20 protein-coding genes are annotated in these 21,987 nt (G+C 46.1%); 7 read left to right on the plus strand and 13 right to left on the minus strand.

All coding sequences use genetic code 11. The features are described from left to right. Positions 1 to 83: 83 nt before the first annotated feature. Positions 84 to 1,247, minus strand: a complete 1,164-nt coding sequence (locus BKB51_RS03815; RefSeq protein ID WP_085899757.1) for an ABC transporter substrate-binding protein — start codon at positions 1,245 to 1,247, stop codon at positions 84 to 86. Positions 1,248 to 1,563: 316 nt separating this feature from the next. Here BKB51_RS03815 and BKB51_RS03820 point away from each other — a divergent pair, with 316 nt between their 5' ends. After that, positions 1,564 to 2,448, plus strand: a complete 885-nt coding sequence (locus tag BKB51_RS03820; protein ID WP_085899758.1) for a DMT family transporter — start codon at positions 1,564 to 1,566, stop codon at positions 2,446 to 2,448. A 4-nt stretch (positions 2,449 to 2,452) separates the two neighbouring features. Here BKB51_RS03820 and BKB51_RS03825 read toward each other — a convergent pair whose 3' ends face one another. The 11 genes from BKB51_RS03825 to BKB51_RS03875 all read right to left on the minus strand — a co-directional run bounded on the left by BKB51_RS03825 (position 2,453) and on the right by BKB51_RS03875 (position 14,691). Beyond that, positions 2,453 to 3,169, minus strand: coding sequence for a type 2 periplasmic-binding domain-containing protein (locus tag BKB51_RS03825; RefSeq protein WP_158090138.1), 717 nt, complete (start codon positions 3,167 to 3,169; stop codon positions 2,453 to 2,455). Positions 3,170 to 3,452: 283 nt separating this feature from the next. Beyond that, positions 3,453 to 4,208: a substrate-binding periplasmic protein gene (locus BKB51_RS03830; protein WP_085899760.1), complete on the minus strand. Its 756-nt coding sequence runs from the start codon at positions 4,206 to 4,208 to the stop codon at positions 3,453 to 3,455. A gap of 325 nt (positions 4,209 to 4,533) precedes the next feature. Further along, positions 4,534 to 7,194 carry a pyruvate, phosphate dikinase gene (gene ppdK / locus BKB51_RS03835; RefSeq protein WP_085899761.1) on the minus strand — a complete coding sequence of 887 codons (2,661 nt, stop codon included), beginning with the start codon at positions 7,192 to 7,194 and terminating at the stop codon, positions 4,534 to 4,536. An 8-nt stretch (positions 7,195 to 7,202) separates the two neighbouring features. Then, positions 7,203 to 9,284, minus strand: coding sequence for a glycine--tRNA ligase subunit beta (glyS, locus tag BKB51_RS03840; protein WP_085899762.1), 2,082 nt, complete (start codon positions 9,282 to 9,284; stop codon positions 7,203 to 7,205). Between the two features lie 4 nt (positions 9,285 to 9,288). Then, complete coding sequence (locus BKB51_RS03845; RefSeq protein WP_245813206.1) at positions 9,289 to 10,293, minus strand: glycine--tRNA ligase subunit alpha; 1,005 nt, start codon at positions 10,291 to 10,293, stop codon at positions 9,289 to 9,291. 92 nt (positions 10,294 to 10,385) lie between these two features. Then, positions 10,386 to 10,637 carry a hypothetical protein gene (locus BKB51_RS03850; RefSeq protein WP_085899763.1) on the minus strand — a complete coding sequence of 84 codons (252 nt, stop codon included), beginning with the start codon at positions 10,635 to 10,637 and terminating at the stop codon, positions 10,386 to 10,388. A 112-nt stretch (positions 10,638 to 10,749) separates the two neighbouring features. Then, positions 10,750 to 11,649 carry a S49 family peptidase gene (locus BKB51_RS03855; RefSeq protein ID WP_085899764.1) on the minus strand — a complete coding sequence of 300 codons (900 nt, stop codon included), beginning with the start codon at positions 11,647 to 11,649 and terminating at the stop codon, positions 10,750 to 10,752. A 108-nt stretch (positions 11,650 to 11,757) separates the two neighbouring features. Further along, positions 11,758 to 12,528 (minus strand): tRNA1(Val) (adenine(37)-N6)-methyltransferase, encoded by a 771-nt coding sequence (locus BKB51_RS03860; RefSeq protein WP_085899765.1) that lies wholly within the window; start codon positions 12,526 to 12,528, stop codon positions 11,758 to 11,760. Further along, positions 12,528 to 12,746 (minus strand): putative signal transducing protein, encoded by a 219-nt coding sequence (locus tag BKB51_RS03865; RefSeq protein WP_085900203.1) that lies wholly within the window; start codon positions 12,744 to 12,746, stop codon positions 12,528 to 12,530. The genes BKB51_RS03860 and BKB51_RS03865 overlap by 1 nt, the downstream gene beginning before the upstream one ends. A 113-nt stretch (positions 12,747 to 12,859) precedes the next feature. Further along, a complete protein-coding gene (locus tag BKB51_RS03870; RefSeq protein WP_085899766.1) occupies positions 12,860 to 13,618 on the minus strand; it encodes a substrate-binding periplasmic protein in 759 nt (252 codons plus the stop codon). A gap of 149 nt (positions 13,619 to 13,767) precedes the next feature. Continuing rightward, positions 13,768 to 14,691 (minus strand): LysR family transcriptional regulator, encoded by a 924-nt coding sequence (locus BKB51_RS03875; protein ID WP_085899767.1) that lies wholly within the window; start codon positions 14,689 to 14,691, stop codon positions 13,768 to 13,770. Positions 14,692 to 14,803: 112 nt separating this feature from the next. Here BKB51_RS03875 and BKB51_RS03880 point away from each other — a divergent pair, with 112 nt between their 5' ends. From BKB51_RS03880 to BKB51_RS03905, 6 genes are all read left to right on the plus strand, one after another. Then, on the plus strand, positions 14,804 to 15,526 hold the full coding sequence (locus tag BKB51_RS03880) for a glutathione S-transferase family protein (protein ID WP_085899768.1): 723 nt from the start codon (positions 14,804 to 14,806) through the stop codon (positions 15,524 to 15,526). Between the two features lie 318 nt (positions 15,527 to 15,844). Continuing rightward, positions 15,845 to 16,813: a polyprenyl synthetase family protein gene (locus BKB51_RS03885; protein ID WP_085900204.1), complete on the plus strand. Its 969-nt coding sequence runs from the start codon at positions 15,845 to 15,847 to the stop codon at positions 16,811 to 16,813. A gap of 324 nt (positions 16,814 to 17,137) precedes the next feature. Further along, positions 17,138 to 17,755, plus strand: a complete 618-nt coding sequence (locus BKB51_RS03890) for a LysE family translocator (protein WP_085899769.1) — start codon at positions 17,138 to 17,140, stop codon at positions 17,753 to 17,755. Between the two features lie 157 nt (positions 17,756 to 17,912). Next, positions 17,913 to 18,578: a hypothetical protein gene (locus tag BKB51_RS03895; RefSeq protein ID WP_085899770.1), complete on the plus strand. Its 666-nt coding sequence runs from the start codon at positions 17,913 to 17,915 to the stop codon at positions 18,576 to 18,578. 203 nt (positions 18,579 to 18,781) lie between these two features. Continuing rightward, positions 18,782 to 19,675: a DMT family transporter gene (locus BKB51_RS03900; protein ID WP_085899771.1), complete on the plus strand. Its 894-nt coding sequence runs from the start codon at positions 18,782 to 18,784 to the stop codon at positions 19,673 to 19,675. A gap of 110 nt (positions 19,676 to 19,785) precedes the next feature. Then, a complete protein-coding gene (locus tag BKB51_RS03905) occupies positions 19,786 to 21,489 on the plus strand; it encodes a methyl-accepting chemotaxis protein (protein WP_085899772.1) in 1,704 nt (567 codons plus the stop codon). 138 nt (positions 21,490 to 21,627) lie between these two features. Here the strand turns inward: BKB51_RS03905 and BKB51_RS03910 are convergent, their stop codons facing one another. After that, the gene (locus tag BKB51_RS03910) at positions 21,628 to 21,870 is read right to left on the minus strand and encodes a hypothetical protein (protein WP_085899773.1); all 243 of its coding nucleotides are present in this window, start codon (positions 21,868 to 21,870) and stop codon (positions 21,628 to 21,630) included. Positions 21,871 to 21,987: the final 117 nt, after the last annotated feature.

Below are 21,987 nucleotides of genomic sequence, written 5' to 3' on the forward strand. Positions count from 1 at the left end.
ATCAAAAGATAAAAGACCTGCGAGATATGTGCCCCAAAAGCTATTAAGGCGTATCACAAATCTCGCAGGCTTCATTTCATGTATTACTGTGTTGCAGGTAAGGAGCCCCAGAACACACCGCTATAGTCAATCGGGAGAAACTTGTCGTGTAACTCGACAAAGGTCGCTTCCGGATCGAGGTCGGCAAATTTCTCTGGATAAAACCATTTAGCGAAAGTTTGTAACGCCACGAAATGATAAGGGCTGTTATAGAATTGGTGATAGATAGAATGAAAACGTCCTGATTTCACAGCCTTTAGCTCGCTCCACCCTTTGCGACCCGCCAAGGCTGCCAATCTTTGATTAACCAGATCTTCACTTGCTTCATAGCCAAACAAAACCGCCATTGTACCCGGCTGAGCTTCCGACCAGTTTGCACCTGTTCCCATGATGATATCCGGATCGTCTGTAAAGATCACTTCCGGGTTCACTTTCCCCTTTAGTCCGGGGAATTTTTTCGTTCCCCAGTTCAATCCACCAGCCAGATCAACAAGACGCCCCAGGTTAGCACTGCCGTAAGTGGTGCAACACTTGTCTGGATTGTATCCCGCCGCATTTTCGATAAAGACAACAGGTTTATCTTCGTCTTTGATTTCTTCAATGCGTGAAAACACGGTCATCATGTTTTTCTGATAGTAATCAACAAACTCGTCTGCGTTATCGCGCTCATCAAAGATACGTCCCAGAATTTGTAAACTTGGAACAGTATGTTGAGTTGGACGTTGACGGAAATCGAGGAAAACCACAGGAATGCCAGCTTTGTTCAGCTTGTCCAGAAGACCGCTTTCCTGTGCTTTCAACAAATTACCCAGGTTAAGAAAAACAACATCCGTATCCAGCGAAATCACCGTTTCCAAACTATATTCCGCAGCATAAGGACTACCGAGGTTTTCAATGTTTGCCACTTCTGGAAAGCGCGCCATGTATTTACGGTAGGCATCAGGATCATAATTAATCAGATCATCTTTCCACCCGACAACTCGCTTGAAGGGGTTTTCTCTGTCGAGAACCGCGATGGAATAGATCATACGCCCCTCCCCCAGAACAATCTTCTCGGGATTTTTTTCCACCTCAACGGTACGACCAGCAATATCTGTAATCGTCACTTTGTCGGCCAGAGCTGTATTTGATACAGCAGCAAGCCCAACAGTCATCGCCAAAGTTGCAGCAAAACCAGTTGCAGCAGCTTTTAATTTCGTGATTTTCATTTGATTTCCTCCAACGGGGTCAAATTCCGCATTCAGTTGGGGGAAAAATAAGGATAATTCCCCCCCCAAGCACTGGCCAAAGCACTGGCCAAAGCACTGGCCAAAGCACCGACCAACGCATCGACAAAACATAGAATGGAGGCAGGATACTCAAAATAAATGAGAATGCAAATGATTCGCAATAATTATGATTATCAACTATCAAACAAGGCCATAACGTCAATCTGTCCCTATCAATAAATCCACATTGGCTATATCCATCAGCTTTTTTGCTTGATAGTGTGCTGAGTACTTTCCTGTTCTGGATCATCCCATCATGACAATAAGCAAAAAACCTCTGTGGTTAATACTTGCACCTGTAACTTTCACATTCCTTTGGGCCGGCGGTTACGGCATTGCCAAAGTCGGTTTGCAATATGCTGAACCCATGACGCTGCTTTCCATGCGGTTTTCATTTGTCGTGATCTTGCTTATCCCCTTTTATTTTTTCTTCAAACCATCTCTCCCCCAGCGGATGGCTGACTGGCTTCACCTGGTTGTTGTCGGGGTTCTGGTCCAAGCAGTATATTTTGGCTTTTGTTGGTGGGCTTTCAGATCCGGCGTATCAGCCGGTGTTTTGGCGATATTCATGTCTTTACAGCCCATACTTGTCGCGATATTAGCCCCCAAACTTGCACAAGAAAAAGTCAGCTGGCTTCGCTGGCTTGGCTTACTCTTAGGATTAACCGGCGTCCTAATTGTGATCATCGCCAGATCAGATATCGAGCCGCCTACCCTGATTGGCGTCAGTTTTAGCATACTTGGATTACTCGGGATCACCAGCGGGGTACTCTATGAAAAACGCTTTGGCGGTGGCTATCACCCGATTGTTGCCAATATGGTGCAATACGCCGCTGGCTTTGCGGTTGTAGCCCCTATCGCCCTGACCTTTGAGACCATGCAAGTAAACTGGACCGTCGAATTCTTTGCCGCCCTTGGTTATCTGGCAATTGGTAACTCAATTCTGGCCATGAGCCTGCTGCTTGCAATGATACGCGCCGGAGAAGTATCCCGGGTTTCATCGTTGATGTTTCTTGTTCCGCCGCTTGCTGCTTTATTCGGGTGGGTGCTTCTGGACGAAGAAATGCCTCTGTTTGCCTGGGCTGGAATGGCGGTTGCCGCCATTGGGGTATTGATCGTTTCCAGAAACAGAACCGCTTAGCCTCTTATTTCTTTTTACCCGCCATCACACGAACAGCCTTAAATGCATCCAGATAAAGCTTGTCCAGTTCGCCATTTTTACGCAGCAGTTCAATCTCTGTATTAAGAGCAGGAACCAGGTCTGCGTGACGTTTATGGAGATAATGGAATAAGGATACTATTTTAAGTGCAGGACCGTGTGTTCTTATGTTTCTTCCTTGATAGTTATTGAGAACTTCAAGGCCACCGATCAAATCTGTTGCAATTACAACATCAACATTTCCGGCATCCAGTTGCTCAAATAACTCTCCGACAGAATTAAAAAGAGACGGATTTAACCCTTTCGTCATTTCCTCGGAAATCAGCACTCCCTTTTCGATACCAATTCGTGTGTTCTTCCAACTATCAACTGTCGGAAAAAAGCCCGCTTCACGGTTCGTATAAATACGAAACCGAAGATCCACATGAGGGGAAGATAGCTGAATAAGATTTGGATAGTCCGACGATAAACCTGCCCGACGCATGTTTTCGCCATCTGTTATTCCTGCGTTTGCTTTTACTAATGATTCACGTCCTTGATAGTCAGCGAAGGAAATCTGGTATCCCACCCGTTCATAAATTTTCTCAAGCACATAGGAAATGGCAAGGTCCCCATCGCCGTGCCCCAATCGAGAAATGATCAATTTTTTTTCTGTGTCGGCAAAAGCACCTGTACAGGACAAGCTAATGACCAAAAGAGCCATCCAAGAAATTCTAAAACTTTGCCACATATATTGTTTTCTGCCTACTCTAATGATCAAACACATTACACGAGAATATTTTCACACTATCACATCAGTGTTGTTCGCCTGATTTCATCCAGAACAAAACACTCTATTTGGCCAGCATAGTATAAAGATCTTAATGGATTATTTTCTAGGTGCAGCTTTGGGCAGATAATTACTTCTAAAGAAAATGTTCAAGTTCACTTAGAAGATCTAATTTTATAGCCAACGAGCACGCATCGTCTCAACACCAATGGCTCCCCTACTCATTATCATCTGTCTGCGCACGAACGAATTTAAACCCTTCGACATAGAGCTTTTGTAATTCTCCGTTTTTGCGCAGATGTTCTATTTCTTTATTGAGTATCGGGACAAGGTGTTCGTTCTTTTTATGAAGATAGTGATACAGAGATATCGTTTTAAGAGTTTCTCCGTGAGCTTTGATATTTTCACGCTGATGGTTCATAAAAACTTCCAGGCCACCAATCAGATCAGTGGCAATGGCTACGTCGATTTTTCCCAGGTTTAGCTGTTCAAAAAGATCACCAACGGAATCATGCAAAACGGGATTTAACCCCCTTGTCATTTCTTCTGCAACGATTACCCCTTTGACAATGCCAATTCGGGTATTTTTCCAACTATCTGCCGCAGGTAAGAAGCCTTCATCACCTTTGATATAAAGTCGAAAATTAATGTCCACGTGTGGATAGGACAATTGGACCAGATTAGAGTAAACACTTTCCAGACCAGCGCGGCGCATATTTTCACCGTCGGCTTCCCCGGCATTCGCCTTTATAACAGATGTTTTCCCCGGGAAATCGACAAAAGTAATTTCATAGCCGATACGTTTGTAAATCTGTTCCAGTACATAGGAAACAACCTTGTCTCCATCAGCATTTTTAAACCGGGAGATAACAAGTTTTTTTTCTGAAGCTACTGCAAGTTCTGCGAAAAAAACCACACTAAATAAGCTGATTGCGGCAATTCCAATACACAAAGACCTAACGCTTTGCCACATTCCTTGTACCCCATCTACCCCAACAATCGAACACGCCTTACATTGGTGAATTATTTGGCTTCTATATTATTCTCACTGCCCCTAATCACATTTCAGACCACAAAGAAGCTCTTTTGTACAAGTATAGCTTGAAGACGTTAAAACATCCTTGCGCTATATTTATACCATTTTTTGTACGCTACAAACTTACAACAGAAAAATAAATACGTAAAAACAACTACATCAATCATTTTAAGAGCATGCACTGCAAAACCTTAAAGGTACCGCCTAAACAAAAAGGGTGGTCGAAACCACCCTTTTCCATAACTGCGTTTTTTGGCCAGTGTTATTTTTTGATCGCGGCCTGCGCGGCTGCAAGACGTGCGATTGGCACACGGAACGGAGAACAGGATACGTAGTTCAATCCAACCTTTTGGCAGAAGTTGATTGACGCGGGATCACCTCCGTGTTCACCACAGATACCCAGTTTGATATCGCCACGGGTCTTACGACCACGTTCCGCAGCAATTTCAACCAGTTCACCAACACCTTCCTGATCAAGAGAGATGAAAGGATCCTGTTCAATGATGCCATTCCGCTCGTAAGCACCAAGGAAATTCCCCGCATCATCACGCGACAGGCCAAAGGTTGTCTGCGTCAAATCATTGGTTCCGAATGAGAAGAACTCAGCTTCTTCCGCAATATCAGCAGCACGCAGCGCAGCGCGTGGAAGTTCAATCATCGTACCAACAAGGTACTTCATCTCCACACCTTCGGCAGCCATCACTTCTTTGGCAACACGGTCGACAAGTGCCTTGAGGATTTCAAGCTCTTTCTTCATGCCAACCAGTGGAATCATTACCTCAGGCTCAACTGTATGACCTTCGGATTTTGAAACCTGTGCAGCGGCTTCAAAAATAGCACGCGCCTGCATTTCATAAATTTCCGGATAGGAAATCCCCAACCGACACCCGCGGTGTCCAAGCATCGGGTTTGTTTCCGACATCTTTGCAGCACGCGCATGTAGCTTTTCAATCGGCACACCCGCCGCATCCGCAACATCCTGCATTTCTTCTGTGCCATGAGGCAGGAATTCATGCAGTGGCGGATCAAGCAAACGGATTGTAACAGGCAGTCCCGCCATAATTTTGAAGATCTCAACAAAATCTTCGCGCTGCATTGGCAGAATTTTATCCAAGGCTTTACGACGACCAGTCTCATCATCCGACAAAATCATTTCACGGACAGCAACAATACGGTCCGCATCAAAGAACATATGTTCAGTACGACAAAGTCCGATACCCTCTGCCCCAAAACTGCGTGCAGTACGACAGTCATTAGGTGTCTCGGCATTGGTCCGTACCTTCATGGTGCGAATTTTGTCTGCCCACTCCATAAGGGTAGAGAAGTTACCTGACATTTCCGGCTGGATTGTTGGAATTTCCCCTGCCATCACTTCGCCATTACTGCCATCGATGGTGATAATATCACCAGCTTTGAGTTCTTCGCCGCGGACAATCATGGTTTCATTTTTGTAATCCATGCGCAGATCACCCGCACCGGACACACAGGGACGTCCCATACCACGCGCAACAACAGCCGCATGTGAAGTCATACCGCCACGAGAGGTAAGAATACCTTTGGCTGCGTGCATACCGTGAATATCTTCCGGCGATGTTTCCGTCCGGCAAAGAATAACTTCCTTACCGGATTGAGCCATCTTTTCGGCTTCATCGGCAGAGAAAACAATCTGACCAGATGCTGCGCCAGGCGAAGCCGGCAGGCCGTGCCCGATAACATTACGTTCCGCTTCGGGATCAAGCGTCGGGTGCAAGAGTTGATCAAGTGCAGCAGGTTCTACACGGCCAACGGCTTCTTCCTTTGTGATCAAGCCTTCCTCGACCATATCAACAGCAATCTGAAGCGCTGCAGCCGTTGTACGCTTACCAGCACGCGTCTGCAGCATAAAGAGTTTGTTGGACTGAACGGTGAATTCGATATCCTGCATATCGCGATAGTGTTTTTCAAGGATATGACGTGTTTCATCAAGCTGCTTGAACACCTCTGGCATTGTCTCTTCCATAGATGGAAGGTCAGAGTTTTGTTCTTCTTTGCCTTTGATGGTCAGGTTCTGCGGCGTACGGATCCCCGCAACCACATCTTCGCCCTGCGCATTGATTAGATACTCGCCATAGAAAGCATTTTCACCTGTAGAAGGATTACGGGTAAAGGCAACCCCTGTCGAACAGTCATCCCCCATGTTACCAAAAACCATGGCCTGCACGTTAACTGCTGTTCCCCAAGCCGCAGGGATATCGTTTAGTTTGCGATAGGTGGTCGCCCGGGCGTTCATCCAGGAACCAAATACAGCAGATACCGCGCCCCAAAGCTGTTCTTTCGGGTCCTGCGGGAAAGGCTTGCCGTATTCTTCTTCGACAATCTTTTTGTACTGGACGATGATGCCCTTCCAGTCTTCAGCAGAAAGTTCCGTGTCGAGGATCAGACCGTTATCTTCTTTGTGAAGCTCAAGGATTTCTTCGAAGAAGTGGTGATCAACTTCGAGAACTACATCACTGTACATCTGGATAAAGCGACGATAGCTGTCATAGGCGAAACGTTCATCACCCGATACATTGGCCAGACCTTCGACCGTAATATCGTTCAGACCAAGGTTAAGGACAGTATCCATCATGCCTGGCATAGAGGCCCGTGCACCAGAACGAACAGAAACAAGCAGAGGGTTCGCGTTGTCTCCGAACTTTACACCAACAATATCTTCTATCTGGCCGAGAGCTTCATCAACCTGGCCAGCGAGATCATCCGGATAGTTTCGATCATTATCATAATAGGCCGTACAGACTTCGGTGGAGATGGTAAAACCGGGTGGGACCGGAAGTCCCAGCGATGACATCTCGGCAAGGTTAGCACCCTTGCCGCCGAGTAGTTCCTTCATGTCGGCTTTGCCGTCAGCCTTGCCATTCCCGAAACTGTAGACCCATTTGGTCATGTTCTCATCTATCCTTCTATTCGTGAGAAGTCTGCAACCTGCCCCAGGATTACACCAATCCGAGATAGCAAGCACAGACGGTTTTTTCGCAAGGCCGGATCATCATCGTTCACCGTTACCTTATCAAAAAACGCGTCCATCGGAGGACGAAGTCCGGCAAGTGCCGCCATCGCCTCGGTGAAATCTTCACGTTCCAGTGCCTTTGTGGCTTCCTGGGAAGCTCCTTCCAGAGCTTCGTGCAACGCCTGTTCTTCAGACTGTTGCAACAACACAGTATCGACTGTCGCATCGAATACCGTTTTATCTTTTTTCTCTTCGATCCGAACAATGTTCGCTGCCCGACGGTAAGCGGCCAAAAGGTTGGCACCGTCATCAGTTTTCAGCAATCCGGCAAGTGCATCAACACGGGCCAGCAAACGAACCAGATCATCTTCGTCACCAAGAACAAAAACGGCTGTGATCAGATCATGACGAACACCTTTGTCTTTTAGAGCGACCTTGAGACGGTCAGCAATAAAGGACATCAAACCATCAATGGTTTTATCTTCGGGTTCCGTCAATTGGCCTGTATAGGCCGAGAAACTTGCAGCGAATGCTTTGCGCAAATTAATCTGCAAGTTGTTTTCTGTAATCAGACGAATAATGCTAAGTGCCGCACGACGCAACGCAAAGGGATCTTTTGACCCCGTTGGCAGCTCATCAATGCCAAAGAAACCGACAAGAGTATCAATTTTATCAGCAAGTGCGACCGCTATAGAAATGGGTGCAGAAGGGCAGCGGTCAGATGGACCAAGTGGCGAGTAATGATCAGCAATGGCCTCAGCCACGAGCGGGCTTTCACCGTCATGCAAGGCGTAATAACGCCCCATAATGCCCTGTAGTTCCGGGAATTCATAGACCATGCCTGTGCTTAAATCCGCCTTGGCGAGTTCAGCTGCACGACGGGCGAACACAGGGTTACATCCAGTCTGCTCGGCAATGGAACCAGCAAGATCCTGAACCCGGATAACCTTTTCAGCCAACGTACCCAGCTTAGCTTGAAAAACAATCGTTTTCAGAGCTTTTACACGAGTTTCAAGTTTTGCTTTTTTATCCTGATCCCAGAAGAATTCAGCATCTGATAAACGAGACGCCAGAACACGCTCATTACCTGAGATAATGGTTTTGCCACCATCAACGGCTTCTGTGTTGGCTGCAAAAACAAAACGGTTTGCAAGTTTACCATCACCCTCAAGAACAGAGAAGTACTTCTGATGCTCTTTCATCGAAGTGGAGAGCACTTCATGAGGTACAGACATAAAACGGTCTGCAATGCGCCCCATCAGCAGAACAGGCCATTCCACCAGACCTGTGACCTCATTCAAAAGTCCCTGATCATCTTTTAAGCTCAATCCTTCAGCAACACACAGCGCTTTGGCCTGTGTTTCGATCAGGTCGCGACGTTCATTTTCGTCCACAAGAACCTTGGCGAGACGGAGTTTGTGCAGGTAATCGTCCAGGTTTTTAACTTCGAACCAGTCTGGCGCCAAAAAACGGTGACCACGGGTCTGGTTGCCAAAATCCAGCGTCTGATTTCCGAAATCGAACGCTCCCTTGAGAGTTTCGCCTTTGAAGATAGCCAGAATGGAATGCAGTGGACGCACCCAACGGAAAGAGTTTCTCGACCACTTCATGGATTTCGGCCATGGGAAACTCTTGATTGTTTCAACAACGATCTCGGAAAGAACCTCGGTGGTATCCCGACCTTTGATTTCATTGACCACAAAATAAAAATCGCCCTTGGGCGTATTCCTGATTTCAGCCTGATCGATGGACGTCAAGCTGTTGGCCTTCATAAAACCTTCCAGTGCCTTTTCATGCGCACCGACTTTAGGGCCTTTTTTCTCCTCACTGACATCGGGTTGCTTTTCAGGCAAGCCATCAAGGACCAGCGTCAGACGACGCGGCGTTACAAAGGAACGCGCATCGGTAAAGGCCAAACCAGCCGCTTTCAACTGATCACATACGATTTTCTTAAGATCGGCTGCGGCTTTTGCCTGCATACGCGCAGGGATTTCTTCGGAATGCAGTTCAAGTAGAAATTCAGACATACCCTTAAGCCTCTTCCAACTGGGTTTTATTCCAGGCTTCGCAACATGCTTTTGCCAACTCACGTACACGACCAATATAGGCCTGACGTTCCGTCACGGAGATCACACCGCGGGCATCGAGCAAGTTAAAGAGGTGACTGGCTTTCATACATTGGTCATAGGCAGGCAGAGGCAAGAGATTACCTTTTGCTTTCCCGTTTTTCTCGGCATTGGCTTCACCGAACTTCAAGATCCGCGCGCATTCAGCTTCGGCATCTTCAAAGTGTCGGAACAATTCGTCTGTGGAGGCAATTTCAAAATTGAAGGTAGAAAACTCTACTTCATTCTGATGGAAAACATCGCCATAGGTTTTCCCGCCTTCTTCCGCAGGAACCCCGTCCCAATCCAGATCATAGACGTTTTCAACGCCCTGTACGTACATAAAGAGACGTTCAAGACCATAAGTCAGTTCCAAGGGAACCGGATTACATTCGATACCGCCAACCTGTTGGAAATAGGTAAACTGGCTAACTTCCATTCCATCGCACCAGACTTCCCAGCCCAGCCCCCAGGCGCCCAGTGTCGGGCTTTCCCAGTCATCTTCAACAAAACGAAGATCGTGTTTGGATGAATCAATGCCAATAGCATCCAGAGATCCCAGATAAAGTTCCTGCGAATTCGCGGGCGACGGCTTCATAATGACCTGAAACTGGTAATAGTGCTGCAGACGGTTTGGATTATCCCCATAACGACCATCAGCCGGGCGACGGCATGGCTGCACATAGGCAGCGCGCCACGTATCCGGCCCCAAAGACCGAAGCGTTGTTGCGGGGTGGAACGTCCCGGCCCCGACTTCCATGTCATAGGGTTGAAGAATAACGCACCCCTGACGGGCCCAATAATCTTGAAGTTTAAGAATGAGGCGTTGCACACACCTTTCAGGGTCAACAATGACCTTGGTCTTGGGTGCGACAGACTTTGTAACGTCGGACTTTTTTGTGTCTGACTGGGACATATTGCTATTTGTCATTTTGCTGCAGTGCGAAATTTGAATGAACTTATAATGACCGGCATCGGGAATCAACAGCCACAATGCCGGAGTCGAGATATTTTTTGTCGTTTCTAGCCGTTGCCACCGCAAGAGCATTTACTCTTGGCAGGGATATAGGCTTTGCAAGCCGGGCACTGAACCATATCCAGTGACCCGTTATCATCTTGATTTTCTTGATTTTGACTTGGTGTACGTCCAGTATTTTTCTTGCTGCCATTACTACGAGATTGTTCTCGTCGACCTGCAGCTTTGAAAAACAGATAAACCCCGGCAATAACCAATCCGAGTATCAGCAACTTACCTATAGAGGGTATTCCGAACATACTATCCTAACCATACCGCGTATTACGGTCTTTATTTTAAAAGGAATCCGAAATAATAGTATCCCGGATTCCGTTTTCTTAAATCGGCCACAAGCCGCCGTGTTTCGTAAGCCTAAAGGCCGTAACGGTCCCAATGAGCACGCTCTTCAACAGCGGCCATCACACCACCAGCGATATCAGCCGCATTCACACCACCCAAACTGGCCAGTCCACCAGCACCTTTCAGAAGGGCATCACCGCCCCCAAGGCCCAGCTTTGCTTTAAGCCAACTGCGTTTGCCTTCAACTTTGATGAGCTTAACCTTCTCACCGTATTCAAAGCGCATGATCTGATGCATTGATCCAAGGCCATCAATCAGACCGTATTCTTTAGCCGTGACACCCGTCCAGAATTCACCGGAAAAAATCTCTTTCTCATCAGCTTTGAGCTTGCCTGTCCGGCGTCCACGGACCCAATCTATAAAGTTCTCATGGATTTGGGTCAGAATACCTTTGAGACGTTTCACATCTTTTGGGTTTTCTTTTTCAAAGGGATCAAGTGTTGATTTCAGATCGCCCGCAGTACGAACACGGCGCTCGATACCATGTTTTTTAATGAGTTCTGGAAAACCGAAGCCAGACGAAATAACACCAATGGATCCAATCACAGATGATTCCATGGCATAAATTTCATCTGCAGCACACGCTAGCCAATAGCCACCAGAAGCGGCAACATCTTCACAGAAAGCATAAACCTTCAATTCATGTTTATCGGCCAGATCCCGGACCAAGCGACCGATCAAATCAGATTGAACAGGTGATCCGCCAGGAGAATTGATCGACAAGGCCACCGCCTTGATGCCATCCATCTTAAAAGCCTCTGTTAACTGATCTTCAACAGAGGCAAGCGTAAGACCAGATCGCATTGGACCTGCCGCGCCGATCACGCCATTAAGGGCGACCACAGCAACCTTTGCAGGTGGATTACGAAAACGTTCGACAGGGAGTTTAGCTAACAGCTTTTTCAGCTTCATAATGTGCCTTATTAAAATTGTTCCAAAAACTTGTAACTCTTGAAAAGAAATCCCACAACCGTGAACATCCGTACTTTATGGACCAAAAGCAAAAAATCTTTTCGCTTCCTAAAGTGGGAGTACTTCTCCCCTTCTTAAAGCCCCGTCGATAATATCCGTATAAGAGCCATCCGTTTTATGTAGTTTATGCCCCGCTGTAATGATCATAGGCTTTGATATTCCCCGGCGGGCACGCACTATGACACGCTTGGCTGGTTGTCCCTCGTAAGGCCACAGCGGGCAGACTTCAATTGCCCCTGCCTTCTTCTCTCTAAACACAGACAAGATTTCATCCAAGCGGTCCGCCCGATGAATAATGGTAATCACACCTTTATGTTTGACCAGTTTCAACGCTGCCAACATCCAGTCGCGCAAGGTCGCATCACCTTCATGGTTGGCAAGCAGCTTGATCGGGTCTGGAGATCCATGTGATGTCCCTTTGGGCATAAAGGGTGGATTACACATAACCTGATCAAAAGATCCCAAAGGCAGATCATCAGGTAATTGTAAAAGATCACCATTGACCAGAGACCAACGATCTTCCAGTTGGTTCGTTTGTTTGTTTTTTTGTGCAATTTGAAACAGAACTGTCTGTAATTCCAACCCGGTTACTTTTGCTTCTGGTACACGACCCATTAGACAGAGGCCGGCTGTTCCAACACCGCTGCCCAAATCTAGAATTTTCTCATCAGATTTCACATCAATCGTTGCCGCCAGAAGTACGGCATCAATACCTGCGCGGTATCCCTTGGCTGGTTGAAAAACAGTTACCTTACCACCAATAAACTCATCTTCTGTCAGATCAAAATTCTCGAGTAGATTCAAGGAAAGCTCGGGCATCAGATATTCTCCTCTATCTCACCCGCATCACTTAACACACGGCGGGCGCGCAGCGCATCTTCTTCCAGAACCATAACTCTCCGCTGGATAGCCCCGATCGACCCTTCAATAATAGAAGCATGCTGATCAAGCACGGCGCACTCTATTCCAGCATCAGACAATAAAGCCTGAAGCCAGGAAAGTTTGACAATATCATTGGTTCGATAAATTTCGATCACACCAGCCAACCAAACATAAGGGATAAACTTTCAGGAAAGCTACAGCTCAGACGACACTTCGACAAGCAGGAAGAAATATAAGAAAAAGGGAATAGTCTTTTTTTAAAAGGCTGTTATTGGACCAATTGATAAGTTGTCATAGCTGCATAGGTTCCATCAGCACGCATTTCTCTTAAGACTTCATCCACCTGGTCTCTCAAAGACTTATGCTTTCGCTTCTTTGAAAAGGCAATGTAACTTGGTACAGACTGGATTGGGGGCGATAGTTCGACAACATCATTGACGACACCAAGGCGCTGAAAGCGGTAATATCCTCCCAAGCGATTAAAAGGTATAACATCCACCCTCCGGCTCAACAGCATCTTGATCAAAGCATCTCCCTCTGTGGCCCTATAGACAGATTTTATCCTTTTGCTCTCAACAGCCTGATCAAATTTGTCACCATAGCTGACACCACGTCTGGTACCAAAGCGGTAATTTATGAGGTCTTCTAGCTTCGTATTATTGTCTAACGGAAAGCTCTTCCGGACAAAAAGAGAGACTTCCTGTGGTATAAGCATTTCTTGAGAATAATCGAGAAAAAGTTCCCGTTCCGGTGTTCTATAGACCGTGAAGATAGCATCTGCCCGACCGACCTCAACCATTTTCAAAGATCTAGCCCAGGGAAGAACCTGTATTTCTATTTTACGATCAAGCCGTCGAAAAATTTCCCTTACAATTCTCACAGCTACGCCCTTAACCTTGCCGTCTTCCTTATATTCGTACGGAGGATAGTCCAGAGTGACTAATTGCAATGGTTCTTGAGCAACCGCTACATAAGTGGGAGCACTTAAGGATAGTGCTAACAGAACAGTAAAAACCAAGCTTCGCATAAGGCTTTCCTTTGGCCTTTTATAAATCCACGCGAGCTTTAATCGAGTTCGGACCCCGACATCAATGATCTTTAGAATATATGGTAAAGCTTAAAAAAACCTTGAGCGACTATAAACGAGACATTCGAGGCTCTCTTCACCTAGTCTCCTTATGAAAAGCTGCCCTCTAGTAATATTTTCTTGTTAACAATAGCCTGCGTCAAAAAATCCATACACACCCTGATTCGTCCCACCTTCTGAAGATCAGGGTGCGTAACCAGCCAGAGTTCATTATCAAAGCCTGGCAGAGGTGCTTTTAACGGTAAAAGTGTCGGATCAAGCCCAGCCATAAAACAGGGAAGTATCGCTACACCACCGCCATTTCTAACGGCATCGGCCACAGCCAGCAAAGAATTGTATCTGGTCTTTACCTGTTTATAGAGACCGTTTTTCTCTAACCATTTATATATCCGGAGATGCGCGAGACTTTCATCTGGACCAATCCAGTTACAATCTTTGAGGCCATCCAACTCGTCGATTGTTTTTTTGCCTTGTAGTAGTTTTTGATGCAAACCAATCGAACCATAGATTCCAAATCTTATATCAGAAAGTTTGCGCCCCACCATGTTGTCCGGACTGGCCCTTGACGGGCGAATGGCAATCTCTGCCCCCCTGCGATTGAGACTAACCAACTCATTTGAACAGTTTATATCCAGCTCTATTTCAGGGTAGGCCCTTTGTAAATCAGCAAAGATCGGAGAGAGAAAATTTATCAGCATTGTATCAGTTGTAGTGATCCTCACCACCCCTTTGGGTTGAAGCTCCTCTCCCAATAGTTTGCGTTCTAAAACAAGGAGATCACGATCAAATCTTTCTACCCGTTCGACAATGACTTCTCCCGCTGGGGTCAAACTGTAACCTCCCCTGCTCCGTTCAAAGAGTTTCACTTCCAGCTTTTTTTCGATCTGATTTATATGTCGAAACACGGTAGCGTGGCTTATGCCAAGCTCTCGCGCCGCAGAAGATAAGGAACCTGTCTGTGCCACCGCCAGAACTGTTCTGAGGTCTCGCCAATACTCACCCTGTACATTCATGCAAATATTTCTTTCAAATTTTGCGAATTGATGATCATGAACGTACAGCTTAAATTATAATCATCAGAGAAACAAATCGCTGTAGATGGAAAATACATCAGGAGTTTGATTTATGAGCAAGACAACCCGGGCTGATATAGAAAGCCAATCAATAGATGATACACAAGGCGTGTTAGAGCTGGTTAGCTTTGATCTTTGCCCCTATGTGCAGCGTGCGATTATAATCCTGGATGAAAAAAACATCCCCCATAAGCGCACCTATATAGATCTTTCCAACAAACCTGACTGGTTCAAAGAAATATCTCCTCTCGGTAAGGTTCCACTCCTCAAGACAGAGCAAGGTGTCCTTTTTGAATCAGCTGTAATAGCGGAGTATCTGGACGAAACAACGGGCGCTGCATTACATCCCAAAAATCATTTCGAAAAGGCGCACCATCGTGCCTGGATAGAATTTGGATCATCCATTCTTGCTGGTATTGCCGGACTTTACAGCGCACAAGAGCATAAAACCTACACAGAAAAACGTGCCCTTTTGATTACCAAATTTGAGCAGCTTGAAAACAAACTAGGTACCTGTCGATATTTCTCTTCAGATCAATTCCAATTAATTGATTCCGTTTACGGGCCAATTTTCAGATACTTTGATGTCTTTGAAAGCTTTTCCGACGACAACTTCTTCGAGAGCACCCCGAAGGTTCAGAAATACCGGGAAAATCTAGCCGAACGTCCTTCCATTGTTAATGCCGTATCTCAAAACTATCCCGAACGCCTTACTCAATTCTTGCTCCACAAGAACGCCTATATCTCGCAACTCATCCGAAAAGAAGCTGCATGAAAAATTAAAGAGGCAGTTGTTCTTTCATCATCTGCATAGCTTGTTGGGATAACAACTGCCTCTTTAAAATAAACGTAAAAACTCAACACATAATTACAAAGCTACGGGAAAACACTGCTTCCTCTCGTCACAGCCTATAAAAATAGCGTTATCAGGTTTACTCCCCCCTGGGCTTCCTATAAGAACGACCTATCGGGATTATCGGCCCCAAGGACATGGGTGCCACTTTATTATTAGGGGAAGCACGTGGCCATTGCTGCGGATGTAAAATCTGATCAAAAAGATCCTCTCTCTAACGACGCAGGATCCAAGAACGGTATGGAAGTCCTTATGGATCTCGTTGCCGACGATCTTAAGGCTGTGAACGCTTTGATCATGAAACATATGCAGTCCAACGTGGTTCTTATTCCACAGCTGGCTGGTCATTTGATTGCCGCCGGGGGCAAAAGATTGCGTCCTTTATTAACCCTGGCCTCGGCAAGGTTGTGCGGTTACCAAGGCGATCGTCATTATGGTTTGGCTGCCTGTATTGAATTCATTCATACAGCGACACTTTTGCACGATGATGTGGTTGATGAAAGTGACCTGCGCCGTGGGCGTGACACAGCCAACGCCATCTTTGGTAACAAGCCCAGCGTTCTCGTCGGTGATTTTCTCTTCAGCCGCGCTTTCCAGCTTATGTCACGTGACAGCTCTCTCGAAGTAATCCGTATTCTATCAGACGCCTCTGCTATTATTGCCGAGGGCGAAGTCCAACAGCTGATGACAACAAACGATCTGGAAACAGATCGCGATGCTTATCTGGAAGTTATCAGTGGTAAAACAGCCGTTCTTTTTGCAGCATCCTGTCAGCTTGGGGCCGTAGTTGCAGAACGCCCGAAGAACGAAGAGCAGGCATTGGAAAACTATGGTCAGTATCTGGGCATAGCTTTCCAGCTTGTCGATGATATCCTTGATTATTCTGCCAAACAGGCTGCCTTGGGCAAAACTGTCGGGGATGATTTCCGCGAAGGTAAAATGACCCTGCCCATCATTCTCGCCTATGAACGGGCAAATGATGAAGAGAAAGCTTTTTGGAAGCGCGTCATTGAAAAGCTTGATCAGAATGATGATGATCTGAACACCGCCATCGCCCTGCTAAACAAATACAACGCACTTGAAGACAGTATGGCAACTGCCCGTGACTATGTTGAAAAAGCCATCGCTGAATTGGATATTTTTCCGGATAGCCCCGAAAAATCCGCACTCATTGGCGCAGTGCAGTTTTCGATCGCCAGAGAATTTTAAGAAATAGAATTTTAAGAAATAGAATTTTAAAGACCGTGTTTTAAGACTGAATTATAAAAGATCCTGTTTTAAAACAGCACTCGATTTTCCAACCAGGTCGACGATACTATTACGGATATTCAGGATTCTTTGCGATAGAGGAGTACGAATATTGATTACCAAACATATACCCATTCTATAGTTGTACTTCCTATTGCTAAGCAAAAACATAGCCTGTAATCTGATCTTCCTCCTCGAACGATCAGGCCGTTAATTCATTCAGCCAGATCAACAACAAATTATTATTTAGATATGTTTGTTTAAGTTTGCCAAAGGTTGAGACTTATGACGATCGAATTCTTATTAACTTCTATTGTGATCATATTAATTCCAGGCACGGGCGTTTTGTACACCATTGCAACCGGACTGGCTGCTGGACGAACAGCTAGTATTGCAGCTGCCTTTGGATGCACACTGGGTATTGTTCCCGCACTTATTGCCGCTGTTTTCGGGCTTGCAGCCATCCTCCACACCAGCGCGCTCTTATTCCAAGCTGTTAAATTTGCGGGCGTCGCCTATCTTCTTTATCTCGCCTACCAAACGTTTAAGGATAACGGCCCCGTGTCGCTGGAACAAAAAGATCGCCTTCCTATTAGCGCAAAAAAAATTGTCTCCACGGGTGCTTTGATTAATGTTTTGAACCCAAAGCTCTCCATCTTTTTTCTCGCTTTTTTACCTCAGTTTGTCGAAGCAAAATCAGCCACTTGGATGATGGATACCCTCCTCCTGGGGCTGACCTTTATGGCCATGACTTTTATTGTTTTCATAGGATATGGAATTTTCGCAGCCTTCATCGGAAACTTTGCTCTAAAAAGTGAACGTTTTATGTGTTGGTTCCGTAGAACAACAGCCGCAGCCTTTGCCGGATTTGGCTTTCGACTGGCCTTTAGCGATAACAACTGACCCCCTTCACATATAATTCCTTTTCACGGAAAGCCTCCGCCCCGATGAGAGTGGTTAACATCTGTTAACACTCTATCAATCAGGATGAATTATGCTGCTTCACGTGAATGTTCGGCCAAATAAAGCTGGCCAAGAGGAGAGTTCGGTACGATAGGGCATGAATAAATTTAAAACCACAAAGACTGTCAGTCGCTTAAGCATCATACTTGCGATACTTGTACCTTTGGTATTCATCGGCATTGTCATGCTGAAAAACCAGAAAATTCCAGCTGGATTTGAAATCATTAAATTTGGTGGCATCATGCTGGCCATTGCAATCGCCGTATGGGTTGCCGTTCGTATCACAGCCTTGCTCGCAACAATTCTTGGCGACTGGCTAGATAACATCCTTTCAAAGGCCCTCGGCAATAAGAAATCTGATAAAAAAGAAGACGATCCAAACTCTCGGGCAAGCAATATCATTGATGCTGAAATTGTCGATGAAGAAACATCCGATGGCGTCTGGAAAAACGGGGGTATGCCAACCAAAGCCGAACCCGACTGGGCCAAAGCAACAATAGACCCGCATGGAGCATTATCTTCTACTCAAGACACAGATCAAAAGAACAAGGAAAAACGCGTTCTTGCGCCCCCATCAAAAACGACAAAAACCATCATGGTTGTTATTGCCTTTGTCGTTATTTTCGGGTTGATCAGCAATCTCTTTGATGACGAATGGTTAACTCTGCTTGCCCCCATCCCGGGACTATGGGCCATCATAAGTCTCTGGAGGATTTGGGACCCAAAAAATACAGACAAAAAAACACAAAACCTCTCGGATTAAGACTGCGCAGGCGACATATTGCTATTAGAATAAGATTATCGGTAAAGCCTCTAGCCAATTCAGACGATGATACCCCAAATTAGGAAAACTAATCTTTGAATATAGTTTTTATCGGCTTGTCAGATTTAACAATCCCGCTAAAGTCCCAAGAAGGCATAATCAAAAACATAATAATAGAATTTTCTCAATAACAGGATCACCCTATGTTTCTCGTTGAAATTGCGGCTCTTTCTGCCGCGACCTGCTGGGCCGTTGGCAGCATTGTATCAGTGATGCCCGTAGAGCGTCTGGGAACCATAGGGTTCAACCGCGTTCGTATGATCATCGTTTTTGCCATGCTCGGCAGTTACGTCACGATTTTTGGCGGTTGGGAAACGATCCAGAAAGATCAGATAGCAGAAATAATGTTATCCGGCTTTATCGGTATCTTGCTAGGGGACACAGCTCTTTTTGCAACAATGAACCGGTTGGGGCCACGCCGCACAGCTATTCTTTTTTCCACAAATGCCCCCATGAGTACGCTTTTGGGATGGATATTTCTGGACGAAGCCCTGCCGCCGATGGCGCTTTTAGGAACCATTCTGGTGATTGCCGGGGTTATTCTTGCCATTGTTTATGGTAAACGCCGCGACCAACTCCATAAATGGGAAGCCATCAAGGGTCCATTAATTGTGGGCGTTGGAATTGGCTTGATTGCCGCTTTGGGTCAATCTGTAGGTTCTCTTATCGCCAAGCCTGTAATGGCATCCGGGGCCGACCCCTTTGCTGTTTCTGCCATGCGTGTGGGCATCACAGCTCTTGGCTTGATTGTTTTGTGTTCTGCACCAGTTCAAGCTTTCAAATTAAAGACAAAGCTTGATACTCAGATTATCACCCATATTGTCATATCCGGTTTTCTCGGCATGTTCGTTGGTATGACACTGATCCTTTACGCTTTGGCAAAGGGAGATGTTGGTATTGTTGCCACGCTATCAGCAACAACACCCGTTATCATGCTTCCCATGATGTGGTTCAGAACCAAAGAGCGCCCGGCAATTGGTGCTTGGGTCGGGGCAATGATCGTTGTTATCGGGACCGGGTTAATTTTTATGGGATAGCCGACTCCCCAATAAAGTTGAATTAAAACGGTTATAATTAGCGAAAAAGATATTTTTAATCTTTTCGTCATACCCTTGTATTCCTGACGTCATATGAACCGGGAAGACAAATGAATATAATAAAGAATGCAGGGTTCCGTATCGGGCACAGATTGATCGCCTTGATCATCTTTGCTTCATTGGGCCTACTCATCGTCGGCGGTGTTTCTCTGAGCAGTTTGAGAAGTGACCTGTTCCACCAAAAACAAACTGAACTGAAGCATATTATTGAATCCGCCATCAATCTGTCCGACGGATACTATAAACGTGCCCAGGACGGTGAAATGTCCGAAGAAGAGGCGCAGAAAGCTGCCCTGACAGCTATCAATGGTATTCGCTATGGAGATGGTGACTATCTATGGGTCAACGACAGTAATTCAGTTGTTATTATGCATCCGATTAAACCAGCGCTGGAAGGCAAGGACCTCAGCAAACTGGAGGATCAAAATGGCAAACTAATATTCCCGGCCTTTGTCAAAGTTGTACAAACATCAAAGACAGGCGGCGGTTATGTGGATTATCTATGGCCTAAACCCGGCTCAGAAGATCCCGTCGAGAAGCTGTCCTACGTTCAAATATACAAAAACTGGGGCTGGATTATCGGCACCGGTGTTTATATGGATGATTTTGATGCAGCCCTGTTAGACCGCACACAGCTTCTTATTGGCATTATGCTCACAGTACTGATCATCACGATCATGATTTCCATCGCCGTAACCAGAAGCATCACCTCCCCCTTGAGCAAAATGACACAGGCCATGATGGATCTCGCTCACGGGAAAACTGATGCAGAAGTCCCGCAACCAAAATTCAATGATGAAATAAAAGACATGGCCGCTGCAATGGAAGTCTTCCATGCCAATGCCGTCGAGCGCGAGCGGCTTCAAGGTGAGCAGGAAGAACAACAACGGCGTGCCAATGAAGAGAAACAGGCAATGTTGGCTGAACTTGCCAGTAACTTCGAGCAGTCTGTTGGCGCCCTGACACAGCAGGTGGCCAACGGTGCGGTTCAATCCAGTGCCGGTGCCCAGGAAATGGCCGCAATTGCCGGTGAAACTAGCAGTGAAGCCAGTGCGATTGTTGAAGTTTGCCATGTCGCATCAAAAAGTGTGAATGCCGTTACGAACGCTTCCCAACTATTAACCAACTCTATCGAAGAAATTGATACACGTGTACGTGAATCTTCTTCCGTGGCAACCGAAGCCGTTAGCCAAATCAAAAAGACGAACGAAGAAGTCGAAGGTCTTTCCGAAGCAGCTCGTAAAATTGGTGACGTTGTCGGCTTGATTTCTGATATTGCTGAACAAACTAACCTGTTGGCCTTGAATGCCACCATTGAAGCTGCCCGTGCTGGTGAAGCGGGCAAAGGTTTTGCGGTTGTTGCTTCCGAAGTGAAATCTCTGGCGACGCAGACAGCCAAAGCAACCGAGGAAATTTCAGAACAAATTACCTCTATGCAGTCCGCCACAGGTACTGCTGTCGGTGCGATTAAAGGTATTCAAGATATTATTACCCAAATCGATGAAATTTCTGGTACTATATCAGAGGCTGTAGAACGTCAAAATCAGGCGACGCAGGATATTGCACAGAATGTGCAAGAAGCCTCATACAGTACAGGTCAGGTCACAGATACTGTAGATCGTGTTCGCAGCACCGCCGAAAATGCAAATGCTGCTGCTCAGGCCGTTGAAGGTATGATTACCCAGATGACTGACAATGCAGACCAGTTAGGTAAAGAAGTGGAAGCTTTTTTAAGCAAGGTTAGGGTCGCTTGATCTCCATCCCCTAACTTTTGTTTGATGAGCAGGCCCCGGTACATCCCCCCACCGGGGCCTGTTCTTTATCCAACGCCCAAGATTCAAAGTTCAATTTTGATCCAGAACACGACTTGGATTTAACACCACCTGAACGCATCAGCGTCCCATAGATCTGTTTGCAGACATATGTGCAACAAAATCCTGCCCGCCAAGCAACCCGACAAGGTGTGGCACCATTAAAACAACTACGATCAAGGCCATAAACTGAATCGCAGTTGGAGAAATCCAACGTATTGTCCCCGGAACCCTCGGTCGCTTTGCCCACACGCCGGCAAGAAGGATCACCACGAGACCTGAAAACATTATCGCAAGAGTAATCGTTAAATCTGGTCCGGGCATTTTCTCATCTTGGGACAGCGCTTTTTAGATATGCGTTTTCAATACAGCGTTTTATAGGTTCTTTTCGATTTATTCTTCCCTGCAGTTCTTTACAAGGGTAAATAGCTAAGAGTTTGC

The sequence above is a fragment of the Kiloniella majae genome, assembly GCF_002118315.1.
In the GTDB taxonomy this organism is placed as follows: Bacteria; Pseudomonadota; Alphaproteobacteria; order Kiloniellales; family Kiloniellaceae; genus Kiloniella; species Kiloniella majae.

What these genes read in the sequence shown, in the direction of transcription:
- BKB51_RS03815 (WP_085899757.1), bottom strand. Translation starts at nt 1,247, where the DNA reads ATGAAAATCACGAAATTAAAAGCTGCTGCAACTGGTTTTGCTGCAACT.
- BKB51_RS03820 (WP_085899758.1), top strand. Translation starts at nt 1,564, where the DNA reads ATGACAATAAGCAAAAAACCTCTGTGGTTAATACTTGCACCTGTAACT.
- BKB51_RS03825 (WP_158090138.1), bottom strand. Translation starts at nt 3,169, where the DNA reads ATGGCTCTTTTGGTCATTAGCTTGTCCTGTACAGGTGCTTTTGCCGAC.
- BKB51_RS03830 (WP_085899760.1), bottom strand. Translation starts at nt 4,208, where the DNA reads ATGTGGCAAAGCGTTAGGTCTTTGTGTATTGGAATTGCCGCAATCAGC.
- ppdK (WP_085899761.1), bottom strand. Translation starts at nt 7,194, where the DNA reads ATGACCAAATGGGTCTACAGTTTCGGGAATGGCAAGGCTGACGGCAAA.
- glyS (WP_085899762.1), bottom strand. Translation starts at nt 9,284, where the DNA reads ATGTCTGAATTTCTACTTGAACTGCATTCCGAAGAAATCCCTGCGCGT.
- BKB51_RS03845 (WP_245813206.1), bottom strand. Translation starts at nt 10,293, where the DNA reads ATGACAAATAGCAATATGTCCCAGTCAGACACAAAAAAGTCCGACGTT.
- BKB51_RS03850 (WP_085899763.1), bottom strand. Translation starts at nt 10,637, where the DNA reads ATGTTCGGAATACCCTCTATAGGTAAGTTGCTGATACTCGGATTGGTT.
- BKB51_RS03855 (WP_085899764.1), bottom strand. Translation starts at nt 11,649, where the DNA reads ATGAAGCTGAAAAAGCTGTTAGCTAAACTCCCTGTCGAACGTTTTCGT.
- BKB51_RS03860 (WP_085899765.1), bottom strand. Translation starts at nt 12,528, where the DNA reads ATGCCCGAGCTTTCCTTGAATCTACTCGAGAATTTTGATCTGACAGAA.
- BKB51_RS03870 (WP_085899766.1), bottom strand. Translation starts at nt 13,618, where the DNA reads ATGCGAAGCTTGGTTTTTACTGTTCTGTTAGCACTATCCTTAAGTGCT.
- BKB51_RS03875 (WP_085899767.1), bottom strand. Translation starts at nt 14,691, where the DNA reads ATGAATGTACAGGGTGAGTATTGGCGAGACCTCAGAACAGTTCTGGCG.
- BKB51_RS03880 (WP_085899768.1), top strand. Translation starts at nt 14,804, where the DNA reads ATGAGCAAGACAACCCGGGCTGATATAGAAAGCCAATCAATAGATGAT.
- BKB51_RS03885 (WP_085900204.1), top strand. Translation starts at nt 15,845, where the DNA reads ATGGAAGTCCTTATGGATCTCGTTGCCGACGATCTTAAGGCTGTGAAC.
- BKB51_RS03890 (WP_085899769.1), top strand. Translation starts at nt 17,138, where the DNA reads ATGACGATCGAATTCTTATTAACTTCTATTGTGATCATATTAATTCCA.
- BKB51_RS03895 (WP_085899770.1), top strand. Translation starts at nt 17,913, where the DNA reads ATGAATAAATTTAAAACCACAAAGACTGTCAGTCGCTTAAGCATCATA.
- BKB51_RS03900 (WP_085899771.1), top strand. Translation starts at nt 18,782, where the DNA reads ATGTTTCTCGTTGAAATTGCGGCTCTTTCTGCCGCGACCTGCTGGGCC.
- BKB51_RS03905 (WP_085899772.1), top strand. Translation starts at nt 19,786, where the DNA reads ATGAATATAATAAAGAATGCAGGGTTCCGTATCGGGCACAGATTGATC.
- BKB51_RS03910 (WP_085899773.1), bottom strand. Translation starts at nt 21,870, where the DNA reads ATGCCCGGACCAGATTTAACGATTACTCTTGCGATAATGTTTTCAGGT.